Origin of the sequence: Desulfosporosinus sp. FKB (assembly GCF_002196705.1) — a bacterium.
Lineage (GTDB): Bacteria > Bacillota > Desulfitobacteriia > Desulfitobacteriales > Desulfitobacteriaceae > Desulfosporosinus.
Map to the genome: position 1 here is coordinate 43,839 of NZ_NADJ01000036.1, position 19,039 is coordinate 62,877.

A 19,039-nucleotide genomic window follows, 5' to 3' on the forward strand; every position below is an offset into this window, starting at 1 on the left:
ATAAAATTGGGCTCTGCGGATCAACAACTTGTTGACTGTGGAGCCCAATTTTTTTATTATTTAAGCATAATTTAAAGAGCTAGCTGTAAGATCTGTTCTTGTACATCATTCGTCAATACGCCCCCATGATAGCAAATAACGTTATCAATTTCAAACTGAGCTAGTTTCTTCACTGACTTATTCGCTTCATCCAAATCGTAAGTAGCTGAGGGATTGGGTCCCGATAATTGGCCACCATCGGCAGTTAAGGCATCTCCAGTCACTAAGGTTTTACTTGCCTTATGATATAAGCAAATATGACCGGGAGTATGTCCCGGTGTATGGATGACCATAATTCCGCCACAATAGGGGAGCTCTTCACCATCTTCAATAGTTCTATCGACCTTAGCTTTCGGCGGGTTGGAAAATGCAGCTTGAAGTCGTTTCCGTTGGTCTTCCGGCAACGTTTCAAAGAGTTTCGATCGTTTTGCAGTTTCCGCTTTGATTAGGGGCTTATCACCTTGAATGTAAGGTTTTTCACCCTCATGCGCTAAAACTTCAACCTTTTGCTGTGCACAAGCCAAAATTTCCGGTAAACTGCCAATATGGTCAATATCTTGATGAGTTATGATCACTTTGTTCAAGCGCTCAAAGGAAACTCCTGTTTTTTCAATGGCCTCCTTAATTTGCGGTTCTAAACCAGGGAAACCGGCATCTACTAGAATTACAGAGTCTTTATCCCAAAACAGTGTTGGATAGATAGTTGTTTGACGCCCCATCAGATTAACTGTCAGTTCAAGGGCCTCAAGGCCGTTCGCAATTTTCAATTCTCTCAACCTCCATTGTTACCCTAATTGGATCTATAATAATAACATACAAGCGAAGTTGCAAGGTGGTAATAAAGAATGATGACGATCAACAACAGCTCCCGCCGTATTTCTCAGGCTTGGTTCCTTCTTCTAAGTTTAACTGCGGTCTTTGCATTTCTCTATTTCATTTCCGCACTCTTTCCCAAGCCAATCGATCCTTCCATAAGCAAGTATTTTTCTTTAGCTTTAGCAGAGAAGGCCAGAATATACAATTACGCCCCCCGTATTGTTTATATCGTTCATTTGTGTTTCCAGATCGGTTTTTTAACCTGGCTGCTCTTTAGCGCCAGAGGGAAAATTTTCTTTCAGGGCGTCCGAAATCTGAGCCGAAATTATTGGGTAGTTTCCGTCCTTTCCATTCTGGCCATATGGCTTTTAAGCACTTTTATTTCCCTGCCTTTCTCCTATTATAGCGGATACTACTGGCAGAAAATCTGGGGTTTTAGTACCCAAAGTCAAGTCGCTTGGTGGGTTGATTATCTAAAAAATACGAGTATCGATCTTATTCTCTCTCTGGCGGGAGGGATTGTTTTCTTCCTGTTGGTCAATAGTCTATCCCGTTATTGGTGGTTAGTCGGCTCAGTGTTGTTCAGTCTTTGGCTCCTTGTAGAATATTTCTTTTGGCCCATTGTCGTATCCCCAATTTTCAACCATTTTGAACCCATACCTAACTCGGCTGTTACTGCCATGGTTGACGAACTCGCACATAAGGCAGGGTTAAACGTTGGCTCTGTTCTCGAGATGGATGCCAGCAAACAAACAACCTTTGCCAACGCCTATTTTACCGGAGTAGGCAGTACGAAGCGAATCGTAATTTATGATACTTTATTAAAAAACTATACCCTGCCCGAGATCAGGGCTGTTATTGCTCACGAAATGGGACATTGGCGTCATAACGATGTTGTCCACGGGCTCCTTTTAGGAATGGCAGGGGGGTTTATCGTTTTTGGTTTCTTGACCTTTCTCTTAAAACCATGGCTGCCGAAAAACTCCAATAAACCGCCAGAACTCTGGGCCGCTCTGCAACTTGCACTTATTCTCCTCCTCTTTGTAAGCAGTCCCATCCAAAGTGCCATCTCCAGAGAAATGGAACGAAATGCTGATTATTTCTCCTTAGAGCTTACCGGCAGCCTTCCAGTACAAATTGAACTCCAGGAAGATCTGGCGCGCAATAGTCTAGCTGATTTAGACCCCCCCGGCTTTATTGTCTGGTTTAGCTACGATCATCCACCGACCTTAACCAGAATCCATGACTTCGAACGAGAGTATCAGCCAAATTGATCGGAACATTTGAGGGACAAGCAGAATAGACTATTTCATAATCGCCTCCTTACTCTTATGGATCCGAATGAAGGAGGACCAACATAACGGGAAGGTTGAGGCAAAAACTGAAAACGAAACTTTACTGTTTGGCTACCGAAGAATAAAATCCGAATATAAATAAAACGCGAAGAGCTTAAGCTCTCCGCGTTGCAAAAATTAATGAACTCTAATTCGTTGCCCAGGATAAATATAATTCGGATTAGAAATCTGTGGATTTAAAGATATGAGTCTTCGCACACTAGTTCCGTGACAGTGAGCTATTTTATGCAAAGTATCGCCTCTGCGAACATAATGATACATTAAATATCCCTCCTCATTTTGACTACATCCCAAAATATTCCACGAGGAGTTTGTTCGGTGCTTGGGCAAAATAATTCTCTTAGCCCAACTCATGAATAAATAATCCGCTCCTGAGTTTCGGTTCAAACCAGGTCGACTTCGGCGGCATTAATTGACCTGCGTCGGATACATTAAGCAATTCATTGATTGAGGTTGGGTACATAGCGAAGGCAACCTTCATGTCAGTGTTGACTCTTCGTTCAAGTTCCTTAAGACCTCTTATTCCGCCCACAAAATCGATTCTCTTGTCTGTTCTAATGTCTTTTATATTTAGAACCGGTGTTAACAAATAATTTTGCAGCAAAGAAACGTCAAGCCCCTCGACGGGGTCATTTGAACGAATCTCCTTCTTGGCGCTTAACTTATACCAGACTCCTTCCAAGTACATCCCGAATGTAGCCTTTTCCGTTGGCTTATAAGGTTCCTTACCGATAGTTTCGATTAAAAATGATTGCTTCAGAGCACTGAGGAACTCTTCTTTCGTATAACCGTTCAGATCTTTGACCACACGATTGTAGTCCAAGATCATCAACTGGTCATGGGGAAACAGCACTGAGAGAAAAAAATTAAACTCCTCTTCTCCGGTATAATCAGGATTGGCCTCTCTGCGTTTTAGTCCGACTTTTACCGCGGAAGCCGTTCGATGATGACCATCCGCGATATAGACACTTTCGGTCTTCCTAAATTCTCTTTCGATCTTTTCGATATCAGTCTCGTTAGCAATTTTCCAAACTGTATGCCTAATTCGGTCAGGAGCGATAAAATCATATAATGGCTTTTCCCTTTTTATTTTTCCTACAATATCATCAATGGTTTTTTGTGAACGATACGCTAAAAATATTGGACCAGTTTGAGCATTGCAACTATCCACATGATTGATGCGGTCGATTTCTTTCTCTTCCCGTGTTTTCTCATGCTTTTTGATAACGTTATTCAGATAGTCGTCAATCGAGGCGCATCCGACAAGGCCCGCCTGGGAACGGCCGTTCATCGTTAACTCGTAGATATAGTAACAGTTCTTGCCATCCTTTACGAAGATACCTTCGCTGATCATTTCTTGGAGGAGGTCTCTCGCTTTCTCATACACTTTTCCCTCATAGGGATTAACGTCCTTGGCAAATTGAGTTTCAGCTCGGTCAATCTTCAAAAAGGAGAATGGTTCTTTTAAGACTTCGGCCTGAGCTTCTTCACGGTTATAGACGTCATACGGCAGCGCAGCAACTCTGTTTGCAATATCTTCTCGAGGTCTTACAGCTTTAAATGGTCTGATCACAGGCAAAGTACGTTCCCTCCATTCCCATAACTATTTGTTCGTTATACAGTTTACGGTTTGAGACTCCCGTCTTCTATAGCTGGTGAGATTAATTACCACTCCCAAATTATTGCCGAACTCTTGTTTCAAACATGTTCCTGTTCTTAACGAAGTGTAGGTGGGGAGGTTTACTTAATGACCCTGATTCTTAAAACCCCATCAATTTCTTCGATTCTCTTGATAATGTCAGGGGTCGAAGGTGGTTCGATATCGAGCAGGGTATATGCCCACTGTCCCTTACTCCTATTCATCATGTCCGAAATATTAATATTTTCTTTAGCAAACGCTGCGGTAAATTGGCTTAACATGTTGGGTACGTTACGATGATGAATGGCAATACGCTCTGCCTGAGTACAAACCCCCATGTCACAATTGGGGAAGTTGACGGAATTTTTGATATTCCCATTTTCCAGATAGTCCATTAATTGGACAACTGCCATGACGGCACAGTTATCTTCTGATTCGTTCGTTGAAGCCCCTAAGTGAGGAATTGCAATAACGCCTTCATGTCCAACCACTTTAGGATTGGGAAAATCCGTCACGTACTTGCCAACTTTGCCGGAATTTAAAGCTTCAATCATGTCATCATCATTCACCAAAGTGTCTCGGGAGAAGTTAAGAAGTTTAACTCCATCCTTCATAAGGGCGAAGGCGTCTTGATTGAACATGCCCTTGGTCGTATCGGTTAAGGGTACATGAACCGTAATGAAATCACACTCACGATAGATCTCTTCCAATGATTTGCTTGGTTTAATATATTTCGAAAGCTTCCAGGCAGAGCCAACAGAAATAAAGGGATCATAGCCGTAGACCTCCATCTCCAGTTTAATGGCCACATTGGCAGCCAAAACTCCGATGGCGCCCAGTCCGATTACGCCAAGTTTTTTACCTTTAATTTCGGTTCCTACAAACTTAGCTTTATTTTTTTCGACAAGCTTAGCAACATCCGGCTCCTCCTTAACGGAAGTCACCCAGTTTACTCCCCCCAGGATGTCACGGGAAGCAAGAATCAATGAAGCGATTAAAATCTCTTTGACTCCATTTGCATTTGCACCCGGTGTGTTAAAGACGACAATTCCTTTTTCAGCACATTTGTCGAGAGGGATATTATTAACTCCGGCTCCTGCTCTAGCTATAGCCTTTAAAGAATTCGGCAGTTCTATTTCATGAAGATTCGCGCTCCTGACAAGTGCCGCATCGGCATTATTCAGGCTCTCAACCATCTCATAATTATCCGTGAGTAAATCCAAGCCCACATTGGCTATATTGTTAAATCGGTTGATCTTAAACATTGTTTCATCTACTCCTTCTTAAATCTACTTGTTATTTGACCACTTGTTATGAAATCTGCTTTTATTCACTAAAGCGGCTTGTTTTCGTCCTCAAATTTTTTCATAAATTCCACCAGACTTCTAACACCTTCAATTGGCATAGCATTATAAATACTCGCTCTCATCCCGCCAACAGTTCTATGCCCTTTTAAGTTTTCAAAGCCGGCTGCCTTTGATTCTTTGATAAATTTAGCATCAAGTTCCTCCGAACCCGTAACAAAGGGCACATTCATGAGCGAACGATCCTTCTTGACAACAGTTCCCTTAAACAGTTTGCTTGAATCAAGGTAGTCATATAAGATCGCTGCCTTCTCCTCATTTCGTTTCTTCATGGCCTCAAGACCGCCTAATTTCTGAACCCACTTAAATACTTTGCCGCAAATATAGATACCGTAGGCAGGAGGGGTATTATATAGAGATTTATTATCGGCATGAGTCTTATATTTTAACATTGTCGGCGTACCAGGCAAGACGTCATCGGTAATCAAGTCTTCGCGAATAATAACCACCACAACTCCCGCAGGGCCAATATTTTTCTGAACTCCGGCAAAAATAATGCCGTATTTTGTGACGTCGACTGGTTCTGAAAGAATATCCGAGGACATATCCGCAACTAAGATTTTGCCGCCTGTTTCTGGTAACCGATTATATTTCGTTCCATAAATTGTATTGTTATGGCAAATATACACATAATCGGCATCATCGGATATTGTTAAGTTCGTTAGATCAGGTATATAGGAAAACATCTTATCCTCAGAAGAAGCGATGACATTGATTTTGCCATATATTTTCCCTTCGGCGATAGCCTTTTTAGCCCATTGTCCGGTATTAATATGATCTGCAACTCTATTCTTCATCAAGTTCATCGGAATCATGGCGAATTGTTGAGATGCTCCGCCTTGGAGGAACAATACCTTGTAATTCCCTGGAATGTCCATCAAATCTCTTAATGTTTTCTCAGCATCGCTGATTATTCCTTCAAAGGCTTTTGAACGATGACTCATCTCCATAACGGACATACCCGTACCGTTATAATCCAACATCTCTTCTGCTGCTTCTTTCAACACCTCTTCCGGTAATACGGCCGGACCTGCTGAAAAGTTGTATACTCTTGCCATGAAAAATAATCCTCCTTTTGTTCTATCCTAAAATTTTAACGCGCTCACTATATCTCACTATTTCTTGCTATCTATCACTATCTCATGTTAACAATTTACACAACTCCCCTTTTTTTAAATATTTTAATCAAATTGTAATATATTGGATGTGCAGAAAAAAACAAAACCCGCCCCATCATTGGGGCGGGAATTCCGCGGTGCCACCCAAGTTCAAGCCAGTTAAGAGCACAGGAAAAAAACGCTTTGAACGCAAACAAACCTCTCATCCCAAATAGGGACGAGAGGTTATTCCCGCGTTGCCACCCATGTTGCCAATAACGGCCAACTTTTGTCCGCGCTATCGGGCGGAACCCGTCACAATTCATCATTGGCCACTCCGGGATGGAATCCTTAGACTAAGCAGACTGACTTGCACCGACCGCCAGCTCTCTAAACGACTTAAGCCTGGGACTTCCCTTCATCGTGTTCAAGCATATTTTCGAAGGTTTTATTGGTGTTGATTTTAATCCATTTCAGTCTTCCTGTCAATATCTTTTCTGGATTTAAATCAAATTTCATTATGACGAATTTCTAATACCTAGCAAAGATTCCATCCTTCGACGACCAATTTCTCTCTGTGGAAAAAGCGAGTCAAATCAACCATAAGATTCATATTGCTCAAATGCGAGGGCACATTGAGCTTAATCCCTTGAACTTCCAAAGCCGTATAGGAACCTTCAGGAATCTTTAACCCCTTTCTCACCTTGAGCTCACCCACGTACACTGGGGGGGGCTCAGAAATCTGGAGGCAACATCCGTTAACGATTATTGGCATATCCACAGAAATCGTCTTAACCTCTCTTCTCTCAAGAAAAGCTAAAGCCTCAGGAGAGATTGTCCACATCATCTGCCACCTCCAAAACATCTTGGTTCATATCATCCATTGGTACAAAGGACATTGATTACTGCAAAGCAACAAAGTAAATCATGCTTATTTTGCTGCCAGATCTTTAAGAATTTCTTGATGACGGGCTTTTTGAATCTCAAGAGTTTTCTTATCTTTGATAAGGGCAGTCCATTTAACAAAAGCGTCAACAACGATGATCAAGGCTAAAATTGCCATAACGACGGAGAGAATCACATTTAAGACCATGTGTTGGGGCAGATAAACCTTTGTAACATTAAAGTAAGACGCGTCCAAGGTGGTTATGAAGAGAAAAACAAATGGGATAAAGGTGGTAAGTGCATAGGAGATTCTGCCAGTGCTCTTTAAAATAATCGAAGTACCGACCACCATGGCTAAAGAAGCGAGCAGTTGGTTCGAAACTCCAAAGAGCGGCCAAACCGTAGAAATATTCCCTCCATACAAGAGATAGCCCCAAGCGAAAGAGACGAGAGCTGCACTGATGACTGCACCCGGCCACCAGTTAATTTTTTTGAACGGCTTAATCACAACACCGATCATATCTTGAACAACATAGCGAGCTGCTCTTGTTCCGGCATCAACTGCAGTGAGGATAAATACGGCTTCAAACATAATAGCGAATTGATACCAGTAGGCAACTAAATGGCTTAAGCCAGGTATGCTGCTAAACACATATGACATTCCAACAGCTAAAGAAACTGATCCGCCGGGACGGCCTGCAACATTCAGCCCAATAAGTTTGGAGAGCATGGGCAATTTGTCTACATGCATGCCGAGATGAGCGAAGACCGCCGGTGCGGTATTAATTGCGAAGTAATCTCCAACCGGAAGCACGGAAGCGGCGATCATAGCCATGATGGCGACAAAGGATTCCATGAGCATCGCCCCAAAACCTATGATCTTGATATCCTTTTCACTTTCCAGCATTTTTGGAGTCGTTCCGGCGGCAATTAAACTATGGAAACCGGACATGGCTCCACAAGCAATTGTGATGAATACAAAGGGCCAGACTTTACCTGCAATAATTGGACCTCCGCCGTTGATAAACTTTGTTACAGGCGGCATTTGCAGTACGGGATTGACAAATATGATCCCCAGAGCCAAGGCACCGATTGTTCCGATCTTGAGGTAAGAGCTTAAATAATCACGCGGCGCCAGAAGCAGCCAAACAGGCAGAGCCGCAGCAACAAAAGCATAGACAGGGAGAGCGATTTCAATAGCATGAGCACTGTAATTAAAGTAGGGAGCCAAAGCTGAACTCTTTATCATAGGCCCCAGAGCAACTGCCAAGAGAATAAGCGCAACTCCGATTACAGATGCCTCACCCAATTTACCCGGACGCAGGTAACGCATATAAATCCCAATAAAGATGGCGATGGGAATCGTCATGCCTACTGTGAAGGCCCCCCAGGGGTTAGTATTTAACGAACTAACAATAACAATTGACAAGCCAGCCATCGTAATAATCAGGATGAATAATACCGCTAATGATGCCGCAGCTCCTGTAACAGGTCCTATTTCCTTTTTAGCAATCTGGGGAAGAGATTGTCCATCGTGACGCACTGAAGCAAACAGCACCACCATATCATGAACTGCTCCTCCCAGGACTCCTCCAATAAGAATCCACAAGGTACCTGGCAGGTATCCGAATTGAGCCGCCAAAACCGGTCCTACCAAGGGTCCCGCAGCAGCAATTGCCGCAAAGTGATGGCCAAATGCGACCCAGCGATTCGTCGGAACAAAGTCATGACCATCTTCCAGACGTTTAGCCGGTGTAGCTATCCGAGGATCAATGGCCAGTACTTTAGTGGCCATAAACGTACCATAGAGGCGGTAGCCAATCAGTAAGATACAGGCGGCAGCAATGACGAGATAAATCGCATGCATACTTAAATCCTTCCTTTCTAAATTCTTATAAAATAAAAAATTGGGAATTTTGAGTAACTATTAGTACCAATTTTAATTATTGTGATATCTAAGAGAACATTCACAGCGGCCACTGTGCTTTTATCATATCAGACTTATTTAATAATCGGAGGAATTTTTGAACAAGACGTAAAAAAACGCACCTAAGAGGCACGTTTTTTTCGATAAGATTCAAAATCACTTTAATCAATGGTCATCTGCTAAAATTTCAGAGCGGAGCGCACAGATTTAACGTATGTTCGACTAACCGGTACTTGTGATTTTTCCGGATCTGACATAATTAAATTGTAAGTCCCATTGAACCAAGGCACAATTTCCCGAACCATTTCTTTGTTTACTAAGTAACTCTTATGCGTTTGCAATAAACCCAATTTTACTTCCAGTTCACTCAAACTATAACCTGTTTTATAAGTGGCCGTATCTGTCTTTACTAAAACACGTCGATCCTCCGCCCAGGCATAAATAATCTTACTAGCTTCCAAAAGTATAATCCGTTCATTTTCTTCTACCGGAAGTTTCGCCTGACCTGAAGGTTTCTCCAGAAGGTTCAAGATTCGATCAAGTTTATCCTTTTCAACCCTATCGGAATCTCCGGCCTTTTCCAAGAAGCTGCGCAGGCGCTCAAGGGTATTTTGCAAACGCTCATCGCTAAAGGGTTTAAGAATATAGTCAATAGCATTAACCTCAAAAGCTTCCAGCGCGTGTTGATCAAAGGCCGTGGCAAAGACAAACAGAGGAACGCCATTCGGTGCCATCGCAATCAGCAGTTCCCGTGCTACAGCCAAACCGGATAAATCTGGCATCTGTATATCCAAAAAAACAACGTCAGGATGCATTTTGGGAATTAACTCCAAAGCCTCTCGCCCGTTTCGAGCCATCCCCACAATAGAAACATCTTCCTCCTGTTCGAGCAGATACCTTAGTTCATCCCGGGATAAAGCCTCATCATCAACAATAAACGCCCGCATTATTTTCTCCTCACCTTTCAACTGGGAATACTAAACAAAATCCGTGTTCCCTTCCCTTGTTCACTTTCTATTAAAAGGCCAGAACCATAGAGATATTTTAATCGATCGTTCACATTGCTCAGCCCCAGTCCCATTCCCTGACTGGAAGTGCCCTTCTTATGATAGATTTCTTCAAGCCTTTCCGCTTCAATTCCCACTCCATCGTCACTAATAACAACCTGTAAAGCATTATCCTTAACCCAGCAGCTAATATCTACGGTACCACCTTCAACCTTTGGATAAATTCCATGCTTAATTGCATTTTCGACAAGCGGCTGTAATGTTAAAGCCGGTAATTGCCAATCTTCCGCCTCTGATTGTATGTTTTCTACAACACTTAAGCTATCGCCAAATCGCGCCTGTTCAATACTCAGGTAAGCCCGAATATGCTCAAGTTCTTGCCGTAGAGTTACAAATTTGTCTCCGCGTTGAATATTCTTTCGAAAAAATTCGCCCAATTGTATCAGCAGCTTTCTTGCCTTTTCGCCATCCGTCCGTACAAGAGCAACAATTGTATTTAAGGCATTAAAGAGGAAGTGAGGGTTAATCTGGGCCTGGAGTGCTTTAAGCTCAGCTTTGCTGACTAATTTCGCCTGCTCCTCCAGGACTGCCAATTCCAATTGAGTGGAAAACAAACCCGCCAATCCTTGAGCCAGCTGAATCTCAACACTACCAATGCCACGTGCACGGTCCTGATAGAGTTTTAAGGAACCACTCACTTCTCCACGGCTGAATAAAGGGACAATTACTGCAGAACGTAAAGTACAGTCCTTATTTGGGCAGCCGATTTGCTCCTTGTCCAAAGCCAACTTCATTTCGCCGGCATTCAAAGCCTCTTTGGTAGCCTCAGTCATTATCGGAGTACCAACCAAATGATGAGCACAACCATTTCCCACGTGAGCTAAAATTACCTCTTTGTTCGTCAGCGCCACTGCTTCGACTTCCACACGGTCAAATATTATCTGAGCAACCTGCTTGGCTGTATCCTCGTCTAAACCTTTACTTAAAATAGGCAAGGTAATTTTGGCGATTTCCAAAGCCTTTTGCGCTTGTAATGCTCCGGCTCGTTCTTCTTCCTCAAGAGAATTCCGGGCTATGACAACAAAAATCGCAATTCCTACAGAATTCATGATAATCATAGGCAATCCTATAGCACTGACTAAATCCCAGGCTGCCGAAAAAGGACGCGCAATTGCCAGGATAATTAACATTTGCAGTGTTTCAGCCAGTACTCCAATGCTAAGTCCGAACTTCCAGGAAAAATCTTTGGAACTTCTTTTTCGAGAGTACCAGGCCGCAGCACAGGCCTCTGCTACTGTTGCTAAACCGCAGGCAAACGCTGTAAATCCTCCAATTAAGTAACGGTGAAGCCCTGCTATGATTCCTGCTCCAATCCCGACAACCGGCCCTCCGATTAAAGCCCCGACCACAACACCAACAACCCGTGAATTTGCCAGGGCGCCCTTGATTGAAACTCCAGTATATGTACCCATAATTCCGATGGCACTAAAAACTGAAATTAATAAGAGCTTTTCCCATAGATTGTTTTTTAATTTCATGGCTTTTTTGAAGACCCGCGTCTTACTCAAAAGAAATGAAATAGTTACAATGACACTGATATTCTGAGCCAATTTCAAAAAAAGCTGCAGAAGCATTTTAATTCCACCTCAGTAAAAATAGCGCCTAGAATTTTACATGTTATGCTCCATTGATAAGATTCCGACACGATCAACTTTAAATATAAGTATAGAGCAACTATTCCCTAGTGTCTAATGTATACGGCAAGAACTATTAGAGCTGTGAAATCTAACAAGCCCCTTATCCCGATAAAGGACAAGAGGCTAATTCCTGAAGAAGAATACTCCCAGCACCATTGGTGGGAGTATTTAAGTAAAAAATAGTTCCAGTAACATTTAATAGTCTCTCCGGCTTTTTATTAATTATGCAGCGGAGTAAGAAGCAAATCATCTAAACTCCAACTTATGCTATTTCTGCGAACCATTTTTGACGAAAAAAGAACTCCCATCCTTACCGATGGAAGTCGAAGAGGAAAATTTAAGGTGCAAAAGTATGGTAAAAGGTGTTACACAAAGATTATCATTGCCATCTTATTTTGTCCATAGATAAACCGTATGTTATCGATAAAAATTTGTTATATAAAAACTTAATTTGCTGCTTCTCTTTCTAACTTATTGCCACTTTTCGGGGACATAAGTGATTCCAGATACATTTTCAGAAATTGAAATTCACCTAATCCAAGACTGGCAGCAGTAGTTTCGAAATCCGTATTTAAATCATCCTCTTTCAACTCGATAAGAGTAAGAAGCAACTCTTCGATTTCTCTCATTGCTTTATAGATTTCCTCTTTTATTAATTCTTCTACAAACTTTTCTTTGTTTGACATAAATTTAATCTCCAAATTTTTATTTAACCTGGGCATATCAACTATTGTGAGTATAATCCTATACTAATTGAAACATATCGTTTTGATCTTAACAAATTGTGATGTTTATGTGGTCACACTATTAAGAACTCTTGAAGAATCCATACTTAAAAGGCCCCAGAAGTTCGATATGCTCTCCATGGGGTCAACATACCAGTTTAAACTTTGCTGGAACCTTTCGTCTATTCCGCGACGTTCATAGCATTTTATTTGTCCAAATATCTATTCTATTCTTCAGAGGTTAGCTAAAAAAACCAGTTTGATTTAATTAATATAATAATTCAAGGTCAACCATGCGCTTTACGCACTCATAAAATCTCTTATTTTTCTCTTCGATATCCAATTCGATACGTTTATTGTTTTTGACTATTACCTCTGCTATAACTTCGGCATTCATTACTTTACCGTCTAACAGCTTTTCAATTTCTTCTGCTGATAAACCCAAACTCATATTATCCCCCCTTTATTGTTCTATTCTCTAGTGAAGATAATATTACCTTTGGTACTAGTATGAGGGTTTTTAATTATCACCGTATCTACCCAATTAGCTAAATCTTAAGCATGTTTGTAACCATGACGTGATGGTTCTGATGGTTCGCGCTTTGTAATAGATCACCGAAAATTGGCAAATCAAATCAAGGTTTAGAAATTTAGTAATTGCAAAAACTAATTCAAATTCGACTTAAAGGAGTGCAAAACATGACTACGCTTGATCAAGGTAATCCGCCATCTTCTCCCCAAAAAAGCAATCCAACTCCTCAGATTAAACCACCGCAACCGAAATAAGTATCAATGAATGATAATTAATCACATCAAAAAGTTAAGGTTATCTTCAATTTTTACTTGAAGATAACCTTACTATCCCTTTTTATGCAAATTTTTTCGTTTATTCTTTTACCAATAGATTAATCTATCTTTGGATTAAGAATCATCAACCCAATAGCATCCATTATTAGATGGTCTATTCTTTATTGATCAGAATTCTGGGCATTAAAGTTATCTGCCTTCTGCTCACCCATGGCAGCTTGTTGTGCTTGTTGTTCATACTCCTGAGCTTTTTGCCAATCTTGCTGACTATTTGTAGTATTCATCATAGTTTGGTTCCCATATACTTGCTGATTCATGTTCCCAAACTGACTTTGTTGATTATTCCGATCACTTGAATTCTGAGCATTAAAGTTTCTGGCCTTTTGCTCTCCCAAAGCAGCTTCTTGTGCCTTTTGCTCAAATTCTTGAGCCCTGTTCATATTTTGTTGTCCTGAAGCAGAGTTATTATCCATTGTTGTAACCCCTCCATCTAAGATTTTAGATTTCCAATCGCTATTATCTCCTAACTTTTCGGATTTATGTTAAGTCTTTCAGCAATAGAATGATCTTCTTGAAAAAACCCTTTAATGAATTTCCTATTTGGCATAAAGATCATAAAGCAAGTGAATTTATGGCCCGTTGATCGCCAAGTTCAAATGGATATTCAAAACGCTAATACAGTCTTAAATTTATCATAAAAAAATATTTAACGGGATTCCATAAGGAATCCCGTTAAATATTATAACCCCATTTATTATACAAGCCGAAGGCTAGATGAGAAAGCCCTGAGAGCTGTATTGCAATCACTTAGGCCTTATTTATCCCCCTAGATAAGCTTTACGAACATCTTCACTTGCAGCCAAATCCTGAGCTTGTCCGCCCAAAGCGATCTTACCCGTCTCCAAAACATAAGCGCGGTGGGCAATCGACAAGGCCATATGTGCATTCTGCTCCACTAATAAAATAGTAGTGCCTTGGGCATTAATTTCCTGGATGATCGTAAAAATTTGCTTAACTAAAATAGGAGCAAGTCCCATAGATGGTTCATCGAGCAACAGCAACTGCGGCCTGGACATCAAGGCTCTGCCCATAGCAAGCATTTGCTGCTCTCCGCCAGACAGGGTTCCTGCGACTTGGCTTTTACGCTCCTTTAGACGTGGAAAAAGTTCAAAAGCTCTCTCCACATCTTGCTTGATGCCGCTTTTATCTTTGCGCAGATAAGCACCCATATCAAGGTTTTCCGAAACAGTCATGTTGGCAAAAATTCGTCGGCCCTCAGGAACTTGGGAAATACCTTTGGCCACAATTTTCTGTGGTGGAATCTTGGATAGATCTTCACCATTAAAACTCATTTTTCCTTGTTTCGGGCGCAGCAAGCCAGAAATTGTTTTTAGGGAAGTACTCTTTCCTGCTCCATTGGATCCGATCAACGTGACAATTTCCCCTTGGTTTACCTGGAGGGAGATCCCCTTTAAAGCGTGAATGGCTCCATAATAAACATGGACATCTTCAAGCACTAACATTAGATGGCCTCCTCTCCCAGGTAAGCTTCAATGACTTTCGGATTGGACTTAATCTCATCCGGACCGCCCTGAGCAATGATTGTTCCATAGTCTAGAACATAAATCCGTTCACAGACTCCCATGACTAATGACATATCGTGTTCAATCAGTAAAATAGTAAGCTTAAAGGTATCGCGGATCCAACGGATGAGTTCCATTAATTCATGTGTTTCTTGAGGATTCATACCGGCCGCCGGTTCATCGAGAAGCAAAAGCTTAGGTTCCGCAGCCAACGCTCTTGCTATCTCTAGCCTTCGTTGTTCACCGTAAGGGAGGTTTTTGGCAACCTCTCTTGCTTTGCCCTCGAGACGAAAGACCTTCAACAGTTCCAAGGCCTTTTTCTCCATCTCAGCCTCCCCTTTAAAATAACTGGGTAACCGAAGGATTGCTCCTAACGAGCTGTACTTGGCGTGTTGATGGTATGCGATCTTTACATTGTCTATAACATTTAAATCAGCAAACAGGCGAATATTCTGAAACGTACGGGCTATCCCTCTGTGAGTTACCTGATATGGCTTAAGACCATCGATCTTGCGTTCCCGAAACAAGATTTCCCCTTCCGTGGGTTCATAAACTCCCGTGATTAAATTAAATACGGTTGTTTTCCCTGCACCGTTAGGCCCAATCAGACCAATTAGCTCGCCGTCCTTAATGTCAATATTTAGATTTGAAACGGCTTTAAGCCCGCCAAAGGATTTGGAGAGATTTCCGATTTTAAGCAACGTTTCTCTCCCCCTTCTTCTCCAAGAAATTCAGATTGAACTCCTTTGTCCCCATTAAACCCGAAGGCCGGAATAACATCATTATGATTAGAAGAAGCGCTGTAATAACCATCCGCAGCGATGGGATCCCTGACAAAGCCACATTTAAAACTGTCATAATTAATGCACCTAGAATGCTGCCTGTCATGCTGCCTAACCCTCCAAGCACAACCATAACCAGAATGTTGAATGACGTTAGGAAGTTGAAGGTCGTAGGTTGAATGAAATACATATAATTCGAGTAGATACCACCAGCAACACCGGCGAAAAAAGCACCCAAAGTAAAGGCTAGAACTTTGTATTTTGTTGTATTAACCCCCATTGCTTCTGCAGCAATCTCATTCTCGCGCACGGAGATACATGCCCGCCCATGAGTGGAATTAACAAAGTTGTGGATTACGACCAAACTAATGATTGTTACCCAAAAAGCCCATGACCAATTGATGTGGCGGCCGACTTGCATACCAGCCGCTCCACCAAAGTAGTCAATATTTTGGAAGATAATCATGACGATCTGGCCCAATCCAAGTGTGGCAATCGCCAAATAATCTCCTCGCAGACGCAACGTTGGCAAACCAACAATGAAACCGGCCACTGCTGCTACAATACCGCCTACGAGTAAAGACAGAAATAAAGGGCCATGGAATTTGACACTTACAATCCCGGCTAAGTAGGCTCCGATAGCCATGAAGCCCGCATGACCGATGGAAAACTGCCCGGTAATTCCGTTAATTAAATTCAGGCTTGCTGCTAAAATCACATAGACACAGACCTGAATCAGGGTAGAAGTATAGAGGGGAGGTAAAATGTCGGTGACGATCAAGCCCTGAATGACAGCGTACATAACAATAACAAGGAACAACGTCAAAGCATTTTTTCGGTTCAGAATACTCACTCTTTTCACCTACACTTTCTCCCGAAGATTTTTCCCAAAGAGCCCGCTTGGCTTGATAATCAGAACAAGAATCAAGATTAAGAACGCCACGGCATCACGCCAGGTCGAAGCTCCAAAACCACTGACGAGAGACTCTGTAATGCCCAGAACCAGCCCTCCGACCATCGCCCCGGGGATAATCCCGATCCCTCCCAAAACAGCCGCAACAAAAGCTTTCAACCCCGGAGTGATACCCATCAATGGGTCAATAGAGTTGAAATAAATTCCGTACAGAACACCTGCTGCAGCTGCCAGGGCTGAACCAATAGCAAATGTAGCAGAAATCGTTGTATTTACATTTACTCCCATCAAGAGAGCAGCTTCCATATCAAATGAGGAAGCACGCATAGCTTTGCCAATCTTCGTATATTGAACCGTGAAGTGAAGTAAGAGCATGAGTACAAGAGCGGTCACCAGCATGACAATGTCCCCGAACTTAAAAATAATTCCCCCAATATTATACATAGTTTCAGGAAAAACGTTGGGGTAGGTGCGCATTTGCGCCCCAACAACCAGCATGCCGCCGTATTCAAGAAACAAAGAAACGCCAATAGCAGTTATAAGAGCAGCAATACGGGTTGCATTGCGCAAAGGCTTATACGCTGTCCGTTCAATGATAATTCCGGCGATCGCTGCCACGATCATAGCAAATAGGATAGCTGGAAAAAAGGGAAAGTGGAATACTGTGATTGCAATCCAACCCATGTAAGCGCCAACCATCATGACGTCGCCATGGGCGAAATTAATGAGCTTAACGATTCCGTAAACCATGGTGTACCCTAAAGCAATTAAGGCATAAATGCTTCCGAGTGACAGTCCATACACGAGCTGTTGCAGAAGCTCTGTGATGCTGTGCATAATGTTCCTCCTACTGTCAGTTTAAAAATTAAAAGAAGGGGGATTGCCCCCCTCCTCCCTACGAGGCTTATTTCGGCGAGACTTTTGTCATAAAGACATTCTTACCGTTTTCGATCTTGATGATGACGGCATCTTTGATTGGATTGTGGGTCTTGGGATCCATTGTGATGTCACCGTTCAAACCTTTGAAGCCCTTTAGATTTTCGAGAGCTGTACGAATTTTATCACCGTTTGTGCTGTTTGCATCCTTGATTGCTTGGAACATGAGACGAGCAGCATCATAGCCAAGAGCGGCAAATGAATCAGGATCCTGGTTGTATTTAGCCTTAAAAGCTTTTACGAAATCAGCCATGCTCGGATCGTCAATGGCCACGTGGTTAACATAATAGCAATTGTTTAACTGGTCAGCACTGGCCAAGTTGAACAGTTCCGGTGAACCCCAGCCGTCACCGCCGATAAAGGCCTGGTTCATGCCCATTTCCCGGGCTTGTTTAACAATTGGTCCAACTTCACCATAATATCCAGGTACGAAGACAACATCTGGGTTAGATGACTTGATCCGGGCAAGCTGCGGACGGAAGTCCTTGTCGCCGGCAACATATTTTTCTTGGGAAACGATTTGTCCGTTTGCACTCTTAAAATTAGTACTAAATGCATTTGCCAGGCCGATGGAATAATCACTCTTTTGGTCAATAAAGATGGCTGCCTTTTGAACCTTCAGAGTATTTGCAGCAAATTGCGCAGCCACTTGGCCTTGGAAGGGGTCGATGAAGCAAGCACGGAAGATATAGGGCTTAACCTGTCCATTCTCTACAGTCACTTTATCCGCCGTTCCGGTCGGTGAAATAAGGGGAACTTTGTTGTCTATGGCAACCTGTGACGCTGCCAAGGTGTTACCGCTGGTCATCGCTCCGATTACGGCAACAACACTGTCTTGGGTAATCAGCTTTGTAGCTGCGTTAGTGGACTCACCAGGATCGGATTTATTGTCAGCGTAATCCATTTTGATTTGTTTGCCTAAAAGGCCGCCGTTGGCATTTTGCTGCTCAACTGCAAGGTCAATAGCTTTCTGGGCAGCCGTACCAAACATTGCCACGCCACCAGTAAGTTCAAGGTCAGCCCCGATCTTTAGATTACCGCCGGCAGATGAACCGCCTCCGTTAGAGGTGGCGCCCGTGGTACCGCATCCAGCCAGCAGGCTTAGGCTCAATACTGCGGCCGTAGCCATTACAAAAAATTTTTTCATTTCTACTTCTCCCCCTAAACTCTCTTCTTTAATTGTTGGATATCGGATAAAAATACTTTTTAAGTGTTGCTCCCACCTCCGCATAAACTTTTTCGGAAAAAACCAAGGTTTGTAGTGTCAAGATTCTCATTTATGCATATTCTATATTTTATAGATTAACGTGTCAATCACCAAACTGTGTTACAACAAAATTTCGACGTATTTTTCTCTTGGATTACCGCAATTTCTCAACTTCTCAACCTCTTTAACAACAATTGGTCAAATATGTCCTTTTTTTCCACCTATTTTTCGACAAATCTATCTCAATATCTATTCCCAGG

General features: G+C 42.3%; 18 protein-coding genes. 1 reads left to right on the forward strand and 17 read right to left on the reverse strand.

Annotated elements, in window-relative coordinates; all coding sequences use genetic code 11:
- Window positions 1-71: 71 nt before the first annotated feature.
- Complete coding sequence (locus tag B5Y67_RS14160) at window positions 72-806, reverse strand: MBL fold metallo-hydrolase (RefSeq protein ID WP_088227089.1); 735 nt, start codon at window positions 804-806, stop codon at window positions 72-74.
- A gap of 78 nt (window positions 807-884) precedes the next feature.
- Here B5Y67_RS14160 and B5Y67_RS14165 point away from each other — a divergent pair, with 78 nt between their 5' ends.
- Window positions 885-2,129: a M48 family metallopeptidase gene (locus B5Y67_RS14165; RefSeq protein WP_088227090.1), complete on the forward strand. Its 1,245-nt coding sequence runs from the start codon at window positions 885-887 to the stop codon at window positions 2,127-2,129.
- 198 nt (window positions 2,130-2,327) lie between these two features.
- Here the strand turns inward: B5Y67_RS14165 and B5Y67_RS26360 are convergent, their stop codons facing one another.
- The 16 genes from B5Y67_RS26360 to B5Y67_RS14250 all read right to left on the reverse strand — a co-directional run bounded on the left by B5Y67_RS26360 (window position 2,328) and on the right by B5Y67_RS14250 (window position 18,719).
- Window positions 2,328-2,564, reverse strand: coding sequence for a LysM peptidoglycan-binding domain-containing protein (locus tag B5Y67_RS26360; RefSeq protein WP_348982305.1), 237 nt, complete (start codon window positions 2,562-2,564; stop codon window positions 2,328-2,330).
- Window positions 2,551-3,789, reverse strand: a complete 1,239-nt coding sequence (locus B5Y67_RS14175; protein WP_088227092.1) for a DUF1015 family protein — start codon at window positions 3,787-3,789, stop codon at window positions 2,551-2,553. Before B5Y67_RS14175 ends, B5Y67_RS26360 begins: the two co-directional genes overlap by 14 nt.
- A gap of 161 nt (window positions 3,790-3,950) precedes the next feature.
- Window positions 3,951-5,114, reverse strand: a complete 1,164-nt coding sequence (locus B5Y67_RS14180) for a phosphoglycerate dehydrogenase (protein ID WP_088227093.1) — start codon at window positions 5,112-5,114, stop codon at window positions 3,951-3,953.
- Window positions 5,115-5,182: 68 nt separating this feature from the next.
- Window positions 5,183-6,271, reverse strand: coding sequence for a 3-phosphoserine/phosphohydroxythreonine transaminase (gene serC, locus B5Y67_RS14185; RefSeq protein ID WP_088227094.1), 1,089 nt, complete (start codon window positions 6,269-6,271; stop codon window positions 5,183-5,185).
- A gap of 577 nt (window positions 6,272-6,848) precedes the next feature.
- The gene (locus B5Y67_RS14195; RefSeq protein WP_140419100.1) at window positions 6,849-7,157 is read right to left on the reverse strand and encodes a hypothetical protein; all 309 of its coding nucleotides are present in this window, start codon (window positions 7,155-7,157) and stop codon (window positions 6,849-6,851) included.
- A gap of 84 nt (window positions 7,158-7,241) precedes the next feature.
- Window positions 7,242-9,062: a carbon starvation protein A gene (locus B5Y67_RS14200; protein ID WP_088227097.1), complete on the reverse strand. Its 1,821-nt coding sequence runs from the start codon at window positions 9,060-9,062 to the stop codon at window positions 7,242-7,244.
- 239 nt (window positions 9,063-9,301) lie between these two features.
- Window positions 9,302-10,069: a LytTR family transcriptional regulator DNA-binding domain-containing protein gene (locus tag B5Y67_RS14205; protein WP_242975978.1), complete on the reverse strand. Its 768-nt coding sequence runs from the start codon at window positions 10,067-10,069 to the stop codon at window positions 9,302-9,304.
- Between the two features lie 17 nt (window positions 10,070-10,086).
- Entirely contained in the window at window positions 10,087-11,763 is a 1,677-nt protein-coding gene (locus B5Y67_RS14210) for a sensor histidine kinase (protein WP_088227098.1), read from the reverse strand.
- 509 nt (window positions 11,764-12,272) lie between these two features.
- Window positions 12,273-12,512, reverse strand: a complete 240-nt coding sequence (locus tag B5Y67_RS14215) for a hypothetical protein (protein ID WP_088227099.1) — start codon at window positions 12,510-12,512, stop codon at window positions 12,273-12,275.
- Between the two features lie 307 nt (window positions 12,513-12,819).
- Window positions 12,820-13,002, reverse strand: coding sequence for a hypothetical protein (locus B5Y67_RS14220; RefSeq protein WP_088227100.1), 183 nt, complete (start codon window positions 13,000-13,002; stop codon window positions 12,820-12,822).
- 517 nt (window positions 13,003-13,519) lie between these two features.
- Window positions 13,520-13,831 carry a hypothetical protein gene (locus B5Y67_RS14225; RefSeq protein ID WP_088227101.1) on the reverse strand — a complete coding sequence of 104 codons (312 nt, stop codon included), beginning with the start codon at window positions 13,829-13,831 and terminating at the stop codon, window positions 13,520-13,522.
- A 345-nt stretch (window positions 13,832-14,176) separates the two neighbouring features.
- Window positions 14,177-14,881 (reverse strand): ABC transporter ATP-binding protein, encoded by a 705-nt coding sequence (locus B5Y67_RS14230; RefSeq protein ID WP_088227102.1) that lies wholly within the window; start codon window positions 14,879-14,881, stop codon window positions 14,177-14,179.
- Window positions 14,881-15,642: an ABC transporter ATP-binding protein gene (locus B5Y67_RS14235; protein WP_088227103.1), complete on the reverse strand. Its 762-nt coding sequence runs from the start codon at window positions 15,640-15,642 to the stop codon at window positions 14,881-14,883. The genes B5Y67_RS14230 and B5Y67_RS14235 overlap by 1 nt, the downstream gene beginning before the upstream one ends.
- A complete protein-coding gene (locus B5Y67_RS14240) occupies window positions 15,635-16,525 on the reverse strand; it encodes a branched-chain amino acid ABC transporter permease (protein ID WP_088227250.1) in 891 nt (296 codons plus the stop codon). The genes B5Y67_RS14235 and B5Y67_RS14240 overlap by 8 nt, the downstream gene beginning before the upstream one ends.
- 60 nt (window positions 16,526-16,585) lie before the next feature.
- Window positions 16,586-17,473, reverse strand: coding sequence for a branched-chain amino acid ABC transporter permease (locus B5Y67_RS14245; protein WP_088227104.1), 888 nt, complete (start codon window positions 17,471-17,473; stop codon window positions 16,586-16,588).
- Window positions 17,474-17,540: 67 nt separating this feature from the next.
- Window positions 17,541-18,719, reverse strand: coding sequence for an ABC transporter substrate-binding protein (locus B5Y67_RS14250; protein ID WP_088227105.1), 1,179 nt, complete (start codon window positions 18,717-18,719; stop codon window positions 17,541-17,543).
- Between the last annotated feature and the right edge of the window lie 320 nt (window positions 18,720-19,039).

Coding starts and splice junctions, on each gene's coding strand:
- B5Y67_RS14165 (WP_088227090.1), top strand. CDS start 885: ATGATGACGATCAACAACAGCTCCCGCCGTATTTCTCAGGCTTGGTTC.
- B5Y67_RS26360 (WP_348982305.1), bottom strand. CDS start 2,564: ATGAGTTGGGCTAAGAGAATTATTTTGCCCAAGCACCGAACAAACTCC.
- B5Y67_RS14180 (WP_088227093.1), bottom strand. CDS start 5,114: ATGTTTAAGATCAACCGATTTAACAATATAGCCAATGTGGGCTTGGAT.
- serC (WP_088227094.1), bottom strand. CDS start 6,271: ATGGCAAGAGTATACAACTTTTCAGCAGGTCCGGCCGTATTACCGGAA.
- B5Y67_RS14195 (WP_140419100.1), bottom strand. CDS start 7,157: ATGATGTGGACAATCTCTCCTGAGGCTTTAGCTTTTCTTGAGAGAAGA.
- B5Y67_RS14200 (WP_088227097.1), bottom strand. CDS start 9,062: ATGCATGCGATTTATCTCGTCATTGCTGCCGCCTGTATCTTACTGATT.
- B5Y67_RS14205 (WP_242975978.1), bottom strand. CDS start 10,069: ATGCGGGCGTTTATTGTTGATGATGAGGCTTTATCCCGGGATGAACTA.
- B5Y67_RS14210 (WP_088227098.1), bottom strand. CDS start 11,763: ATGCTTCTGCAGCTTTTTTTGAAATTGGCTCAGAATATCAGTGTCATT.
- B5Y67_RS14215 (WP_088227099.1), bottom strand. CDS start 12,512: ATGTCAAACAAAGAAAAGTTTGTAGAAGAATTAATAAAAGAGGAAATC.
- B5Y67_RS14220 (WP_088227100.1), bottom strand. CDS start 13,002: ATGAGTTTGGGTTTATCAGCAGAAGAAATTGAAAAGCTGTTAGACGGT.
- B5Y67_RS14225 (WP_088227101.1), bottom strand. CDS start 13,831: ATGGATAATAACTCTGCTTCAGGACAACAAAATATGAACAGGGCTCAA.
- B5Y67_RS14230 (WP_088227102.1), bottom strand. CDS start 14,881: ATGTTAGTGCTTGAAGATGTCCATGTTTATTATGGAGCCATTCACGCT.
- B5Y67_RS14240 (WP_088227250.1), bottom strand. CDS start 16,525: ATGTACGCTGTCATTCAGGGCTTGATCGTCACCGACATTTTACCTCCC.
- B5Y67_RS14245 (WP_088227104.1), bottom strand. CDS start 17,473: ATGCACAGCATCACAGAGCTTCTGCAACAGCTCGTGTATGGACTGTCA.
- B5Y67_RS14250 (WP_088227105.1), bottom strand. CDS start 18,719: ATGAAAAAATTTTTTGTAATGGCTACGGCCGCAGTATTGAGCCTAAGC.